General features: G+C 73.1%; 14 protein-coding genes. 10 read left to right on the top strand and 4 right to left on the bottom strand.

The genetic code is table 11. The features are described 5' to 3' along the window. Window positions 1-85 precede the first annotated feature (85 nt). Window positions 86-364, bottom strand: coding sequence for a hypothetical protein (locus tag ACFW5B_RS33215; RefSeq protein ID WP_386448101.1), 279 nt, complete (start codon window positions 362-364; stop codon window positions 86-88). A gap of 56 nt (window positions 365-420) precedes the next feature. Then, window positions 421-1,221 carry a PspA/IM30 family protein gene (locus ACFW5B_RS33210; RefSeq protein ID WP_386448098.1) on the bottom strand — a complete coding sequence of 267 codons (801 nt, stop codon included), beginning with the start codon at window positions 1,219-1,221 and terminating at the stop codon, window positions 421-423. A gap of 316 nt (window positions 1,222-1,537) precedes the next feature. Between ACFW5B_RS33210 and ACFW5B_RS33205 the strand changes: the two genes are divergently transcribed. Next, the gene (locus tag ACFW5B_RS33205) at window positions 1,538-2,134 is read left to right on the top strand and encodes a DUF3043 domain-containing protein (RefSeq protein ID WP_386448095.1); all 597 of its coding nucleotides are present in this window, start codon (window positions 1,538-1,540) and stop codon (window positions 2,132-2,134) included. Window positions 2,135-2,191: 57 nt separating this feature from the next. On the opposite strand, the gene ACFW5B_RS33200 is transcribed toward ACFW5B_RS33205, so the two are convergent. Continuing rightward, on the bottom strand, window positions 2,192-2,407 hold the full coding sequence (locus ACFW5B_RS33200; RefSeq protein ID WP_386448092.1) for a hypothetical protein: 216 nt from the start codon (window positions 2,405-2,407) through the stop codon (window positions 2,192-2,194). Between the two features lie 161 nt (window positions 2,408-2,568). Here ACFW5B_RS33200 and ACFW5B_RS33195 point away from each other — a divergent pair, with 161 nt between their 5' ends. The 5 genes from ACFW5B_RS33195 (at window position 2,569) to ACFW5B_RS33175 (ending at window position 8,370) form a co-directional block, all read left to right on the top strand. Next, window positions 2,569-3,843 (top strand): bifunctional adenosylcobinamide kinase/adenosylcobinamide-phosphate guanylyltransferase, encoded by a 1,275-nt coding sequence (locus ACFW5B_RS33195; protein WP_386448089.1) that lies wholly within the window; start codon window positions 2,569-2,571, stop codon window positions 3,841-3,843. Between the two features lie 62 nt (window positions 3,844-3,905). Then, window positions 3,906-4,646, top strand: coding sequence for a class I SAM-dependent methyltransferase (locus ACFW5B_RS33190; protein WP_386448087.1), 741 nt, complete (start codon window positions 3,906-3,908; stop codon window positions 4,644-4,646). A gap of 21 nt (window positions 4,647-4,667) precedes the next feature. Continuing rightward, the gene (cobT, locus tag ACFW5B_RS33185; RefSeq protein ID WP_386448084.1) at window positions 4,668-5,714 is read left to right on the top strand and encodes a nicotinate-nucleotide--dimethylbenzimidazole phosphoribosyltransferase; all 1,047 of its coding nucleotides are present in this window, start codon (window positions 4,668-4,670) and stop codon (window positions 5,712-5,714) included. Between the two features lie 140 nt (window positions 5,715-5,854). Continuing rightward, a complete protein-coding gene (locus ACFW5B_RS33180; RefSeq protein WP_386448081.1) occupies window positions 5,855-7,618 on the top strand; it encodes a phosphatidylglycerol lysyltransferase domain-containing protein in 1,764 nt (587 codons plus the stop codon). Continuing rightward, window positions 7,615-8,370 (top strand): hypothetical protein, encoded by a 756-nt coding sequence (locus ACFW5B_RS33175; RefSeq protein ID WP_386448078.1) that lies wholly within the window; start codon window positions 7,615-7,617, stop codon window positions 8,368-8,370. Before ACFW5B_RS33180 ends, ACFW5B_RS33175 begins: the two co-directional genes overlap by 4 nt. Here ACFW5B_RS33175 and ACFW5B_RS33170 read toward each other — a convergent pair. Next, window positions 8,345-9,082 (bottom strand): hypothetical protein, encoded by a 738-nt coding sequence (locus ACFW5B_RS33170; protein WP_386448075.1) that lies wholly within the window; start codon window positions 9,080-9,082, stop codon window positions 8,345-8,347. The genes ACFW5B_RS33175 and ACFW5B_RS33170 overlap by 26 nt on opposite strands. A 108-nt stretch (window positions 9,083-9,190) precedes the next feature. On the opposite strand from ACFW5B_RS33170, the gene ACFW5B_RS33165 reads away from it, so the two are divergent. From ACFW5B_RS33165 to ACFW5B_RS33150, 4 genes are all read left to right on the top strand, one after another. After that, the gene (locus tag ACFW5B_RS33165; RefSeq protein ID WP_386448072.1) at window positions 9,191-9,985 is read left to right on the top strand and encodes an adenosylcobinamide-GDP ribazoletransferase; all 795 of its coding nucleotides are present in this window, start codon (window positions 9,191-9,193) and stop codon (window positions 9,983-9,985) included. A gap of 198 nt (window positions 9,986-10,183) precedes the next feature. Beyond that, window positions 10,184-11,725, top strand: a complete 1,542-nt coding sequence (locus tag ACFW5B_RS33160; protein ID WP_386448069.1) for a leucyl aminopeptidase — start codon at window positions 10,184-10,186, stop codon at window positions 11,723-11,725. A gap of 392 nt (window positions 11,726-12,117) precedes the next feature. Next, window positions 12,118-13,506 (top strand): dihydrolipoyl dehydrogenase, encoded by a 1,389-nt coding sequence (gene lpdA, locus ACFW5B_RS33155; protein WP_386448066.1) that lies wholly within the window; start codon window positions 12,118-12,120, stop codon window positions 13,504-13,506. Between the two features lie 56 nt (window positions 13,507-13,562). Then, the coding region (locus ACFW5B_RS33150) for a biotin/lipoyl-containing protein (RefSeq protein ID WP_386448063.1) at window positions 13,563-14,316 on the top strand (754 nt) is incomplete at its 3' end.

Below are 14,316 nucleotides of genomic sequence, written 5' to 3'. Positions count from 1 at the left end.
AGAGCAAACGGTAGCGCCCCGGTCCCTCGCGGGGCCGGGGCGCGGTGCGCTGGAGTAAGGAGTGCAGGGCGGGGGCGGCGGGGTGTCAGCCCGGGATGAGGCCGTCGTCGCTGAGCATCTCGCGGACCTCTTCCAGGGTGGCGTCCGGGGACGGCAGGATGAGTTCGGAGGGCTCCAGGGCGTCGTCCGGAAGCGGGGTGCCCAGGCGGCGCACCGCGTCCAGCAAGGCGCCGAGGGTGCGCCGGAAGCCCGCCTCGTCGCCGCTCTCCATCTCTTCGAGCAGCTCATCGTCCAGCTTGTTGAGCTCGGTGAAGTGGGCGTCGTCCAGCTTCACCTGGCCCTCCCCCATGATCCGTACGATCACGACGGTCTCCCTTGGTCCGGTCCGACGATCTCTGCGAGGCTAACCGCCGCCGTCCGTCACTGCTTGTCGAAACGCGGCCGGTCCTGCTGCGGGGAGGACTGCGCCGCACCGTTCTGGCCGCCCTCGATGGCCTGCTGGCCGCCGGACGGGCCGCCCGAGAGCTCGGCCTTCATCCGCTGCAGCTCCAGCTCGACGTCGCTGCCGCCGGAGAGCCGGTCCAGCTCGGCGGTGATGTCGTCCTTGGCCATACCGGACGGGTCGTCCAGCGCGCCGGAGGCCATCAGCTCGTCGATGGCACCGGCACGGGCCTGCAGCTGCGCGGTCTTGTCCTCCGCGCGCTGGATGGCCATGCCGACGTCGCCCATCTCCTCGGAGATGCCGGAGAAGGCCTCGCCGATCCGGGTCTGCGCCTGGGCAGCCGTGTAGGTGGCCTTGATCGTCTCCTTCTTCGTACGGAAGGCGTCGACCTTGGCCTGCAGCCGCTGCGACGCGAGCGTGAGCTTCTCCTCCTCGCCCTGCAGCGTCTGGTGCTGCTGCTCCAGGTCCGAGACCTGCTGCTGCAGCGCGCTGCGCCGGGTCAGCGCCTCGCGGGCCAGGTCCTCGCGGCCGAGCGCCAGCGCCTTGCGGCCCTGGTCCTCCAGCTTGGCGGACTGGCCCTGGAGCTGGTTGAGCTGCAGCTCCAGGCGCTTGCGGGAGGTCGCCACGTCGGCGACGCCGCGGCGTACCTTCTGAAGCAGCTCCAGCTGCTTCTGGTACGAGTAGTCGAGGGTCTCGCGCGGGTCTTCGGCCCGGTCCAGGGCCTTGTTGGCCTTCGCGCGGAAGATCATCCCCATCCGCTTCATGACACCATCGCTCATGGGCCTCGCGCGCCCCCTTCTGACCGAGTCACCTCGGGCTTAGGCTCCAGCACATCTACAGACCCCACAGTACGGGCCCTGGTTCCATTACCGCACTGTTCGGACCCGGATGCGCTCCTCCTCCAGGACGATCGGGTGGCGCCGTTCCTCCCGCCCAAGGAGTAGGGAGAGTCCGGACAATCGGCACGGTGCCCGCTCTGTCCCGATACGGCAGGGCTGTCGCACCGGTGGGGTGCCCGACGCGGGACGCGCCGTTGCCGGATCGTGCCCCGTCGGACCGTGGCTCAGCCGCGCCGAGCACGTACCCTTGGGTGTTGTGTTCCGAAGCCGTTCGAAGGATGAGCAGGCCGCGACCGCCAAGGTGACCGCGGACCAGCCCCAGCAGCCCCGCGACCCGCAGGCCCCCAAGGGCCGCCCGACGCCGAAGCGCAGCGACGCCCAGTCGCAGCGCCGCTCCCGTGCGCATACGCCGACCAACCGCAAGGACGCGGCGAAGGCGCAGCGTGAGGCCCGCCGCGCCGACATGGCCCGCCAGCGCGAGGCGATGGCCAGCGGCGACGAGCGGTATCTGCCGGTGCGCGACAAGGGACCGGTGCGCCGGTTCGCGCGGGACTACGTCGACTCGCGCTGGTGCGTGGCGGAGTTCTTCCTGCCGATGGCCGTGGTGATCCTGGTGCTCACCATGGTCCGGGTGCCGTCGATCCAGAGCATCGCGCTGCTGCTGTGGCTCGTGATCATCGTGCTGATCGTGCTCGACTCGGTCCTGATCTGGTTCCGGCTGGGCAAGCTGCTGCCGGAACGCTTCCCGAACGAGAATTACAAGGGCGTGAAGGCGTACGCGGTGATGCGGACGCTCCAGATGCGCCGGCTGCGGCTGCCGAAGCCGCAGGTGAAGCGCGGCGAGCGCCCGTAGCTGCGGAGATGACGGCGGGCCGGACCCCTCAGGGGACCGGCCCGCCGTCGTCGTTCCTCAGGCCTCCGCGTCCGCGTGCAGGCTCATGGGGGCCGGGTAGATCTCGGTGCCGTCCTCGAAGAGCCTGACCTGGTCGACGCCGCCGTCGAGGAGGGCCTTCCACTCCTCGCCGATCCAGGACTCCGCGTCGCCCTGGGTGGTGAACTCCTCCGGTTGCACGGCGGGCGCCGCCTCCGAGCCGTCGGCCTTCTCGAACCGCCACGTCCACGCCATCTGCGCCTCCTGGATGCCACCGGGTACGAATCCGTGCCACCGGGGAGCGGGTCACACCGTGCTCCGCCGGGCCGTGCTTCCGTGCTGACCGGCAGCCTAACGGCCGTGTCGAGTCCGCCCCCGCCGCGCCCGCCGGGCGGGGACGCGAGAAACTCGGCGGTGTGGATGTGACTCTCCTCGGCACCGGGGCCCCGCAGGGGCTGCCGCGGCCCGGCTGCCCCTGCGCCGCCTGTGCGACCGCCGTCGGCGACGAGGCGCGGGCGGCCACCGCGCTGCTCGTCGACGGCGCGCTGCTGATCGATCTGACCCCGGGCCCGGCCTTCGCGGCCGCCCGCGCCGGGCAGTCGCTGGCGGGTGTGCGGCAGGTGCTGCTCTCGCATCCGCACGACGGTCCGGCGCTGGAGGTACCGGCCGGGCTGCCGCAGCCGGGCCGGGTCGCGGACGGGCGGGAGCTGGCGCTGCTGGACGGGCACCGGGTGCGGGCCCTCGCGGTGGACATCCCGGGGACCGGCTACGAGATCTCCGGCACCGAGGGCGAGCGGCTGCTGTATCTGCCGCCGGGCGCGGCCCCGTCCGGGCTGGGCGGCGGGAACGGGAACGGCCGGACGGCGGGCGGCGGTGACGAGGGCGGGGGCGGCACCGGCCCGTACGACTTGGTGCTGCTCGACGTGCTGGGGCGGCCCGACGCGCTGGCCCGGCTGCGGGCGAGCGGGGCGGTGGACGCGGCGACGGATGTGCTCGCGGTGCACCTCGACCACGAGGTGCCGCCGGGGCCGGAGCTGCACCGCAGACTGGCGGCGGTGGGGGCCCGCGCGGTGGCGGACGGCAGCACGCTGCGGGTCGGTGAGTACCACGCGGTGCCGGATCTGCCGCGGCGCACGCTGGTGCTGGGCGGGGCGCGCAGCGGGAAGTCGGTGGAGGCGGAGCGGCGGCTCGTGGCCTTCCCGGACGTGGTGTACGTGGCCACCGGCGGCACCCGGGACGGTGACGAGGACTGGGCGCAGCGGGTCGCGCTGCACCGCGAGCGGCGGCCGAGCAGCTGGCGCACCGTCGAGACCTGCGACCTGGTGCCGCTGCTGGCCGGTGCGGACCCCGGCGCCGGGCGGCCGGCCGAGGGGTCCCCGCTGCTCATCGACTGTCTGGCGCTGTGGCTGACGCATGTCATGGACGAGGTCGGGGCGTGGGACGACGCGGTCTGGGAGGCCGGCGGGCGGGAGGCGCTGCGGGAGCGGACCGAGGCGCTGGTGGCGGCGGTGCGGGCGACGCGTCGCCGGGTGGTGGCGGTCAGCAACGAGGTCGGCTCCGGGGTGGTCCCGGCGACCCCGGCGGGGCGGCGGTTCCGGGACGAACTGGGGCGGCTGAACGCGGCGTTCGGCGCGGAGTGCGAACAGGTGCTGCTGGTCGTCGCGGGGCAGGCGCTTGCGCTGCGTGGATGACGGAGGGGCGGCGGGCCCCGTGTCCGCTTGCCCGGGGGCGCGGTGCCGGGTGCTCTTGAGGTGTGACGGAATCCGAGCGGACCGAGAGCGCAGCGGCGGACGGGTGGGAGGCCGGGCCCGTCCGGGAGCCGGGGGCGCGTGGGCGGCGTTTCGACGCGGCCGTACGCGGCTACCTGGCGCAGCATCCGGAGGCGACGGTGGTCGCGCTCGGGGAGGGGCTCGGCACCGGTTTCTGGCGGCTGGACAACGGGCGGCTGCACTGGCTGACGGTGGTGGCGCCGGAGACCGCCGCGGTGCGCCGGATACTGCTGCCGGACGGCGCCCGGCGGCGTACGGTCGGCGGCGCGGTGACCGATCACCGCTGGCTGGACGCGGTGGAGGAGCCGTGGCGCGGCGTGGTGGTCACCGCGCCGGGGGTGCTGGTGCGGCTGCCGCCGTCCGCGGTGCGGGCGCTGCTGGCGGCGTGCGCGGAGCGGTTTCCCGGTGGTGCGCTGGTCTTTGACGCCCTGCCACGGACGGCGGCGGCACTGGCCCGGCGGGCCGCGGGGCCGGGCGGCGACCGGTGGCCGGGGCCGGTGCGCTGGGGCCTGGACCGGGCCGAGCTGCCGCGGGTGGCCCGTGCGGTCCCGGGCATCGTCGCAGTGCGCGAGGTCGCCCCCGTGCGGGCGCCGGGGCGGCGGGCGCGGTGCGGCGCGGCGGGGTGGCTGCGGCGCCGGATGCCGGTGCTGGGTGCGCTGTCGCCGCTGGTGTGCGAGGTGCGGTTCGCGGCGGCCGGTTCCCCCGGCGGGCCTCGTCAGTGGTGAGTTGACGGTAATCTGCGCCCAATGAGCGCCCTGAACCTCGATGACTTCGCCCATCTGATCGAGCGCCCCGACGGCGGTGTGCGCCGTGACGCCGAGGAACGGCGGGCGCGGCTGGCCGTCCCGCCGGGCGCCCTCGGCCGCCTCGACGAGCTGGGCGAGTGGCTGGCCGCCGCGCAGCAGCAGGTGCCGGTGCGGCGGGTGGAGCGGCCGCGGGTGCTGCTGTTCGCGGGGGATCACGGGGTGGCGGAGCTGAGGGTGTCGGCCCGGCCGGCCGGCTCCACCCGGGATCTCGTACGGGCCGTGCTGGACGGGGCGAGCCCGGCCGCGGTGCTGGCGCGGAACACCGGGGCGGGGCTGCGCGTGGTGGACCTGGCGGTGGACTGCGATCCGGCGGAGCTGCCCGAGGAGGTCACCCGGCACCGGGTGCGGCGGGGTTCGGGACGGATCGACATCGAGGACGCGCTGACGGCCGAGGAGGCCGAGGCGGCGTTCCGGGCCGGGATGGCCGTCGCGGACGAGGAGGCCGACGCCGGCACCGATCTGGTGGTGCTGGGCGATCTGAGCGTCGGCGGGACGACGGTCGCGAGCACCCTGATCGCCGCGCTGTGCGGGACGGACGCCTCGGTGGTCACCGGGCGGGGCGGGGCCGGTATCGACGATCTGGCGTGGATGCGCAAGTGCGCGGCGATCCGCGACGCGCTGCGGCGGGCCCGTCCGGTGCTCGGCGATCAGCTGGAGCTGCTGGCCACGGTCGGCGGCGCGGATCTGACCGCGATCACGGGTTTCCTGCTGCAGAGCGCGGTGCGCCGGACGCCGGTGATCCTCGACGGGGTGGTCTCGGCGGCGTGTGCGCTGGTGGCGCAGCGGGTGGCGTTCCGGGCGCCGGACTGGTGGCTGGCCGGGCAGGCGAGCGGGGAGCCGGCGCAGGCGAAGGCTCTTGACCGGATCGCGCTCAACCCTCTGCTGGACCACGGCGTCACTGCCGGAGAGGGGACGGGGGCGCTGCTCGCCCTGCCACTGGTGCAGGCGGCCGCGGCCCTGGCGGCGGAACTGCCCGTCCGCGACTGACCCGGAGCCGGCCCCCCGTGGCCGGCGCCCTGCGCAGCGAGCGGACGAGCGTCCCGGCGGGGCACTCACTTCACGCCCGTACCGGACCACCGGCGGCGCCCCATAAGATCGCGCTTTACACGTTTTATGGGAGACATCGGTTGAGTCCGGACGAAGGCCGCTCGCGCGGCTCATGGTCGCAGCGTGGTGCCGCGTTCGGCATCTGGTATCTGCGCACGGTCACCTTCATCAATTTCCTGAGTGCGGTGTGGGTCTCCTTCGGGAATGGCATCCGCCGGCACAACATCGCGGAATTCTTTACTCCGTATCTGCTGACGGCGGGCTTCGCGTCCGGCGCCTTCTCGCTCTTCCTGTCGGTCACCCTGCGGCGGCGCAAGCGGGCGGCGTGGATTCTGAATCTGGCGCTGTCCGGGCTGCTGGCGCTGCTGTTCGGATTCGCGATGGTGGTGGCACCGGAGTTCCGCGGACATGTGCAGAACTGGGTGTCGCTGGCCGTGACCGTGCTGTTCGCCGCCGCATTGGTGGCCGGGCGCCGGGAGTTCTCCGCGAAGGGCGACCGCTCGAACCCGAAACTGGCGGCGGCGGTCGCGGCCGGTGGTCTGCTGGCCAGCTCGCTGCTCGCGGCGCTGCTGGTGACCGTCACGAACACCGCGACGGGTTCCTCGACCTTCCTGGAGCGCTGGCGCTACGGCCTGATGCGGCTGGTGTCGCTGGCCGCCGACGACCGCGCGTTCCCGGAGATCGCCACCCCGAACCAGGTCGATGTCGCGATCAATGTGCTGAGCACGCTGCTGCTGGTCGCGGTCCTGTGGGCGGCGTTCCGGTCCGTACGGAGCACCGAGGCGCTCACCGCGGACGACGAGGAGCGGCTGCGGGCCCTCCTGGCGCGGCACGGTGACCGCGATTCGCTGGGCTACTTCGCGCTGCGCCGCGACAAGAGCGTGCTGTTCTCCCCCAGCGGCAAGGCCGCGGTCACCTACCGCGTGGTGGGCGGGGTGTCGCTGGCCTCCGGCGATCCGCTGGGCGACCCGGAGGCCTGGCCGGGGGCGATCGAGGTGTGGCTGGCCGAGGCGCGGGAGCACGGCTGGGCGCCGGCGGTGATGGGCGCGAGCGAGGAGGGCGGCACGATCTACGCCCGGCACGGCCTGGACGCGCTGGAGCTGGGCGACGAAGCGATCGTGGAGACCGGCGCGTTCACCCTCGACGGCCGGGCGATGCGCACCGTGCGCCAGGCGTACAACCGCATCAAGCGGGCCGGCTACACCGTCCGCATCCGGCGCCACGAGGACATCCCCGCCGCGGAGATGGACCGGCTGCTGGCGCTGGCCGACGACTGGCGCGACGGGGAGACCGAGCGCGGTTTCTCGATGGCGCTGGGCCGGCTCGGCGACCCGGGTGACGGGCGCTGCGTGATGCTCGAATGCCGGGACGGCGGTGGCGGGGAGGACGAGGGCGAGCTGCGGGCGCTGCTCAGCTTTGTGCCGTGGGGCGCGAAGGGCCTTTCGCTGGATCTGATGCGGCGGGACCGGAACTCCGAGAACGGGCTGATGGAGTTCATGGTGCTGGAACTGATCCAGCGGGCGAAAGAGGTGGAGGTCACGCAGCTCTCACTCAACTTCGCGATGTTCCGTTCCGTCTTCGAACGTGGATCGCGACTCGGCGCGGGCCCGGTGCTGCGCCTGTGGCGCTCGCTGCTCAGCTTCTTCTCCCGGTGGTGGCAGATCGAATCGCTCTATCGCGCCAACGCGAAGTACCGGCCGATCTGGGAGCCGCGGTACATGCTCTTCGAAAAGAGCACCGATCTGCTGCGCATCGGAATTGCCGCCGGCCGCGCGGAAGGCTTTCTGGAAGCACCCGGCCTGCCCAAGTGGCTGAACCGCAAGCACCTGGAGAACGTGAGATGAGCTCGGCCGGTGCGGGGCGGCGGGAAAGGCCCGCGGCGGCCCCGGGAGGGGGCACCGTCCTGCGCCGGGCCGCGCGCGCCGAGTGGGGACCGCTGCTGCGGACGGTCCGGACCGCGCTCGCCGCGTCGCGGCTGCGGGCGATCCCGCTGACGCTCACCGCCGTGGGACTCACCCTGGTCTTCCAGTTCGTGCAGAACCAGGCCTGGGGCTACCGGGCCGTGCAGAACATCGGCTCCGTACAGGCCGACGAGCATCTGTGGCTGGCGCTGCTGCGCACCCCGCTGTCGCTGTTCGTGCCCGCGCTGGACCTGCCGGTGTGGGGTGCCCTGGCACAGATCCTGGTGGTCTTCGGGATCGCCGAGATCTGTGTGGGCCGGCGGCAGACGCTGGCCGTCGCGTATCTGGCCACGCTCGCCGGGACGATGTATGCCCGGCTCGGCATCTGGATCGGCCCGGTGAGCCCGGTCGGCCTGCCCGACTCGGACAAGTACGTCATCGACACCGGGCCGTCGGCGGCCGTGGTGGGGCTGGCGGTGTTCGTGTGCTGGCGCCACCGCGCCTGGTTCACCTGTGCCGCGGTGGCGCTGGCGATGGTCATCGAGGTGGTCTCCATCAAGAACAACCTCGCGGGCAAGGAGCACATCGCGGCGATCCTGGCGGTGCTGGTGCTGTGCGGGATGCAGGAGCTGGGGCGGCCGCGCACGGCACCCGGCGACGCACCGGACGTCAGCGGCTCGGCGCACCCCCGATGAAGTCCTCGACCTTGCGGCGCACCGACGACCAGCGCCGGTCGTGACGGCAGGCGCGGACCCGAGCGCGGGCCCGCGCCTTCGGGCGATTGCGGTAACAGCGTTTGGCCCAGGGTGAGTTGGGCCGGGCCAGCCGGACCGCGCCGAAGAGTGCGACGAACGGCACGAACACCCCGATGACCGCGATCCGGCCCTTGCCCTTGAGGAGGGCGACGACCGCGAAGAGGAAGTTGACGGCCACCGTCCGCACCACCGTGAAGCGGTCGGTCTCCTCGTCCGGACTCAGCTCGTTGACACCGAACGGCAGGAAGCCGCCGAGGACCAGGGCGACCAGCGCGACGGTGAGGATGACGATCTCGACGCTCTTGGTGCCCTCCTCGGTCCAGTACACGTCGTCCAGGTGGAGGATGAGCGCGAACTCGTCCAGGACGAGGCCCACTCCCATCCCGAAGAGCACCGCCGCGATACCGGTGCCGAATCCGCGCCGGGCGCCGGCCAGCCCGATGAAGCCGCCGATGACCATCAGCACCACACCGGGGACGACATGGTGGATATGGACGCCACCCGGGGTGACGTTGCGGAACGGGCCCTTGCCCGCGCGGATGAGGCGGGTGACGGCCCGGGTCACCAGGAAGGTCAGCACGAACGAGGCGAGGGCGAGCAGCAGCGGCAGCTTCCCCGGCTCGACGATGTTGCGGTACCACCAGTGGCCCATCCCACACGCTCCCCTTTGTCGCGTAAGGACACATAGCCACCATTAGGCCCTGTCCGGGCGGCCGGAACCGGCAGTCAAACGCTGCGGACGTCCGGATAGCCTGCCGCGATGACCGAGACCCCCGCTCCCCTGGCCCCGTCCGACGCACTGCGCTTCGCGTTCGGCACGCTGACCGTGCTGCCGGTCCGCGTCACCCGCTGGGACCGGGCGGCGGCGCGCGGCGGGATGCTCTGCGCACCGCTGGCCGGGCTGGTCGTCGGGCTGTGCGCGGGCGCGGCCGGCGGGGCGCTGCTGCTGCTCGGCGCCGGGCCGCTGCTCGCCGCGGTCGCCGCCGCCGCGGTGCCCGCCGTACTCACCCGCGGACTGCATCTGGACGGGCTCGCCGACACCGCCGACGGTCTGGGCAGCGGTAAGCCCGCCGAGGACGCGCTGCGCATCATGAAGCAGTCCGACATCGGCCCGTTCGGGGTCATCACGCTGCTGTTCACCCTGCTCGCGCAGGTCGCCGCGCTGGCCGTGCGGTACGCGGACGGCTGGGCGCACGGCGCGCTCGCGGCGGCCGTCGCCGCGGTCACCGCCCGGGGTGCGCTGACCCTCGCCTCCCGCGCGGGGGTGCCGGCCGCCCGCCCGGAGGGGCTCGGCGCCGCGGTCGCGGGCAGCGTCCCGGCGCGGGCGGCACTGCTGTGCGTGGTGCTGGTGGCCGCCGGATGCGCGGCCGCCGGGGCGGGCTTCGGCCCGTACGGCGCGCTGCACGCCGGGCTCGCGGCGGCGGCCGGACTCGGCCTGGGCGAGGTGCTGCTCCGGCACTGCCGGCGGCGGTTCGGCGGGGTGACCGGTGATGTGTTCGGGGCGCTCGCGGAGAGCGCGGGGCTCACGGCACTGGTCGTTCTGACGCTCGGTTAGGGCCTGCGCGCTCCCCTTCCGTACGTCCAACCGGCGCCCGCGGTCGGCCGGTTCACCCGGTATGGGGGCAACTGCCGGGGCTCCGTTATGTGCCGGTGTGGTATCGGACGGGCCTTGTGGCGCCACCGAGCGTAGGCTCAGCCGAGCAGCGCGCTGCGCGCAGACGGATTCCCCGGACGGAACAGGACCCCCATCACCGTGACTGCACTGACCCTCAGTACTTCTTCCGCCGCGACGCTGCGCGCGGATGCCGTCGTCGTCGGCGTGGCCAAGGGCGCCAAGGGCGTCGTTGTCGCCCCCGGCGCGGAAGCCGTGGACAAGGCCTTCGGCGGCAAGCTCGCCGCCGTGCTGGAGACCCTCGGCGCGAGTGGTGCCGAGGGCGAGGTGACCAAGCTGCCCGCCGCGGACGGCCTCAAGGCACCGGTCGTACTGGCGGTCGGCCTCGGTGACGCGCCGGCCAAGGGCGACGGCTTTGACCACGAGGCGCTGCGCCGCGCCGCGGGCAGCGCCGCCCGCGCCCTGACCGGCAGCAAGAAGGCCGGCTTCGCGCTGCCCCTGGAGGACGCCGAGGCGGCCGCCGCGGTGAGCGAGGGCGCCCTGCTCGGCGCGTACTCCTACATCGCCGGGCGCGGCAACGGCGCGCGGAACGGCAAGGGCGCCAAGAAGAACGACGCCAAGTCGGCGCCGCTCGGCGAGGCCGCGCTGCTCGGCGGCAAGCCGCGCGACAAGGAGTTCAAGGCGGCCGCCGCGCGCTCCGAGGCGCTGGCCGCCGAGATCAACCGCGCCCGCGACCTGATCAACCTGCCGCCCAACGACCTCGACCCGAAGGCGTTCGCCGCCGAGGCCCAGGCCGCGGCCAAGGAGTTCGGCCTCAAGGTCGAGGTGCTGGACGAGAAGGCGCTGAAGAAGGGCGGCTACGGCGGCCTGATGGGCGTCGGCCAGGGCTCGCAGACCCCGCCGCGGCTGGTGCGGATCGCGCACACCCACCCCAAGGCGGACAAGACCCTGGCGCTGGTCGGCAAGGGCATCACCTACGACTCGGGCGGCATCTCGCTCAAGCCGGCCGGCCACAACGAGACCATGAAGTGCGACATGAGCGGTGCGGCCGCGGTGTTCGCCGCCGTCGTGGCCGCCGCCCGGCTGGGCCTGCAGGTGAACGTCACCGGCTGGCTGGCGCTCGCCGAGAACATGCCGTCCGGCTCCGCCACCCGTCCCGGTGACGTGCTGACCATGTACAGCGGCAAGACCGTCGAGGTGCTCAACACCGACGCCGAGGGCCGCCTGGTCCTCGCCGACGCGCTGACCCGCGCCTCGGAGGAGTCCCCGGACGCGATCGTGGACGTCGCCACCCTGACCGGTGCGATGGTGCTGGCCCTGGGCCACCGCACCTTCGGGATCATGGCCAACGACGACGCTTTCCGCACCTCCGTCCACGAGATCGCCGAGGAGGTCGGCGAGCAGTCCTGGCCGATGCCGATGCCGTCCGAGCTGCGCAAGGGCATGGACTCGCCGGTCGCGGACCTCGCCAACATGGGTGAGCGGATGGGCGGCGGCCTGGTCGCCGGGCTCTTCCTCAAGGAGTTCATCGGCGAGGGCATCCCCTGGGCGCACCTGGACATCGCGGGCCCGGCCTTCCACGAGGGCGCGCCCTGGGGCTACACCCCCAAGGGCGGCACGGGATCCGCGGTGCGCACCCTGGTCCGGCTCGCCGAGCGCACCGCCGCGGGCGACCTGGGCTGAACGGCCGCGCCGGGGCCTTCCCCGTCGTTGCCCGTGATATACGCCACGGCCCCGGGCAGCCCGCCCGGGGCCGTCGGCACGTGCGCGCCGCGCTTCCGTCCCGCGTTCGCCCTCGACGAAATCCGTACGTCCACGCGTTTCCCGCCACCGCTCCTCCCTGGCGGCGGCGCACGGAGCGGCACATTTCGTACGCCTCAGTAACCCGTACGGGGCGGCCGATCACGGTCCCACAGCACGGCCCGCCGTCCCGGCTTCACGGAACAAGTGCAAAGATGGGTTCTCGGCAGGACAGGGCCCCCCTTACCCAGGGCCGAAGTAAAAGCGGCCGAACCACAGCCGCCGCCCGGTCATCGGAGACCGGCTCCGGCGTACCCATGCATGGAGGACGTGACGTGGCGAACGACGCCAGCACCGTTTTCGACCTAGTGATCCTCGGAGGCGGTAGCGGTGGTTACGCCGCTGCCCTGCGCGGGGCGCAGCTGGGCCTGGACGTCGCCCTGATCGAGAAGAACAAGCTCGGCGGCACCTGCCTGCACAACGGCTGCATCCCCACCAAGGCGCTGCTGCACGCCGGTGAGATCGCGGATCAGGCTCGTGAAGCCGCCCAGTTCGGTGTCAAGACCTCGTACGAGGGCATCGACATCGCGGGCGTCCACAAGTACAAGGACGAGGTCATCTCGGGCCTGTACAAGGGCCTGCAGGGTCTGGTCGCCTCCCGGAAGGTGACCTACATCGAGGGCGAGGGCCGGCTGTCCTCCCCGACCTCCGTCGCGGTCAACGGCCAGCAGGTCGAGGGCCGCCACATCCTGCTGGCGACCGGCTCCGTGCCGAAGTCGCTGCCGGGCCTGGAGATCGACGGCAACCGCATCATCTCCTCGGACCACGCGCTCACGCTGGACCGCGTGCCGGAGTCCGCGATCGTGCTGGGCGGCGGCGTCATCGGCGTCGAGTTCGCCTCCGCGTGGAAGTCCTTCGGCACCGACGTGACCATCGTCGAGGGCCTCAAGCACCTCGTCCCGGTCGAGGACGAGAACAGCTCCAAGCTGCTGGAGCGGGCCTTCCGCAAGCGCGGCATCAAGTTCAACCTCGGCACCTTCTTCGACAAGGCCGAGTACACCGCCGACGGCGTCAAGGTCACCCTGGCCGACGGCAAGACCTTCGAGGCCGAGGTGCTGCTGGTCGCGATCGGCCGCGGGCCGGTCTCGGCGGGCCTGGGCTACGAGGAGCAGGGCGTCGCGATGGACCGCGGCTACGTCCTGGTCGACGAGTACATGCAGACCAACGTGCCGACCATCTCGGCCGTCGGTGACCTCGTTCCCACCCTCCAGCTCGCGCACGTCGGCTTCGCCGAGGGCATGCTGGTGGCGGAGCGGCTGGCCGGTCAGAAGACCGTGCCGATCGACTACGACGGCGTGCCGCGCGTGACGTACTGCCACCCCGAGGTCGCTTCGGTGGGCATCACCGAGGCCAAGGCCAAGGAGCTGTACGGCGCCGACAAGGTCGTCGCTCTGAAGTACAACCTCGCGGGCAACGGCAAGAGCAAGATCCTCAAGACCACGGGCGAGATCAAGCTCGTCCAGGTCAAGGACGGTGCCGTGGTCGGCGTCCACATGGTCGGTGACCGTATGGGCGAGCAGGTCGGTGAGGCCCAGCTGGTCTACAACTGGGAGGCCCTGCCGGCCGAGGTAGCGCAGCTCGTGCACGCGCACCCGACGCAGAACGAGGCGCTCGGCGAGGCCCACCTGGCCCTGGCCGGCAAGCCTCTCCACTCCCACGACTGATCCCGGTCCCGGGCGCGACCACATCCGCACCACTTTTGTAAGGAGCAACTGAAACCATGGCGGTTTCCGTAACCCTGCCGGCGCTCGGCGAGAGCGTCACCGAGGGCACCGTCACCCGCTGGCTCAAGGCCGAGGGTGAGCGCGTCGAGGCCGACGAGCCGCTGCTCGAGGTGTCGACCGACAAGGTCGACACCGAGATCCCGGCGCCGGCCGCCGGCGTCCTGACCGCCATCAAGGTGGCCGAGGACGAGACCGTGGAGGTCGGCGCCGAGCTGGCCGTCATCGACGACGGCACCGGTGCGCCGGCTGCCGCGCCGGCCCCGGCCGCTGCCGAGGCTCCGGCCGCCGAGCCCGAGCCCGCCCCGGCCCCCGCGGCCGAGGCCCCCGCTCCCGCTCCCGCCGCTGCCCCCGCGGGCGGCGCCGAGGGCACGGACGTCGTCCTCCCCGCGCTCGGTGAGAGCGTCACCGAGGGCACCGTCACCCGCTGGCTGAAGGAGGTCGGCGAGGAGGTCTCCGCCGACGAGCCGCTGCTGGAGGTCTCCACCGACAAGGTCGACACCGAGATCCCGGCGCCGGCTTCCGGCACCCTGCTGGAGATCGTGGTCGGCGAGGACGAGACCGCCGAGGTCGGCGCCAAGCTCGCCGTCATCGGTGCCGCTGGTGCCGCTCCGGCCGCCGCTCCGGCTCCGGCCGCTCCGGCGCCCGCCCCGGCCCCGGAGCCCACTCCGGCTCCGGCGCCCGCTCCGGCCGCTGCCGCCCCGGCGCCCGCCGCCCCGGCTCCGGCTCCGGCTCCGGCCCCCGCGCCGGGTC

Source organism: Streptomyces sp. NPDC058773 (assembly GCF_042746015.1).
GTDB lineage: Bacteria > Actinomycetota > Actinomycetes > Streptomycetales > Streptomycetaceae > Streptomyces.
This window is presented reverse-complemented; position numbering and strand designations above follow the sequence as displayed.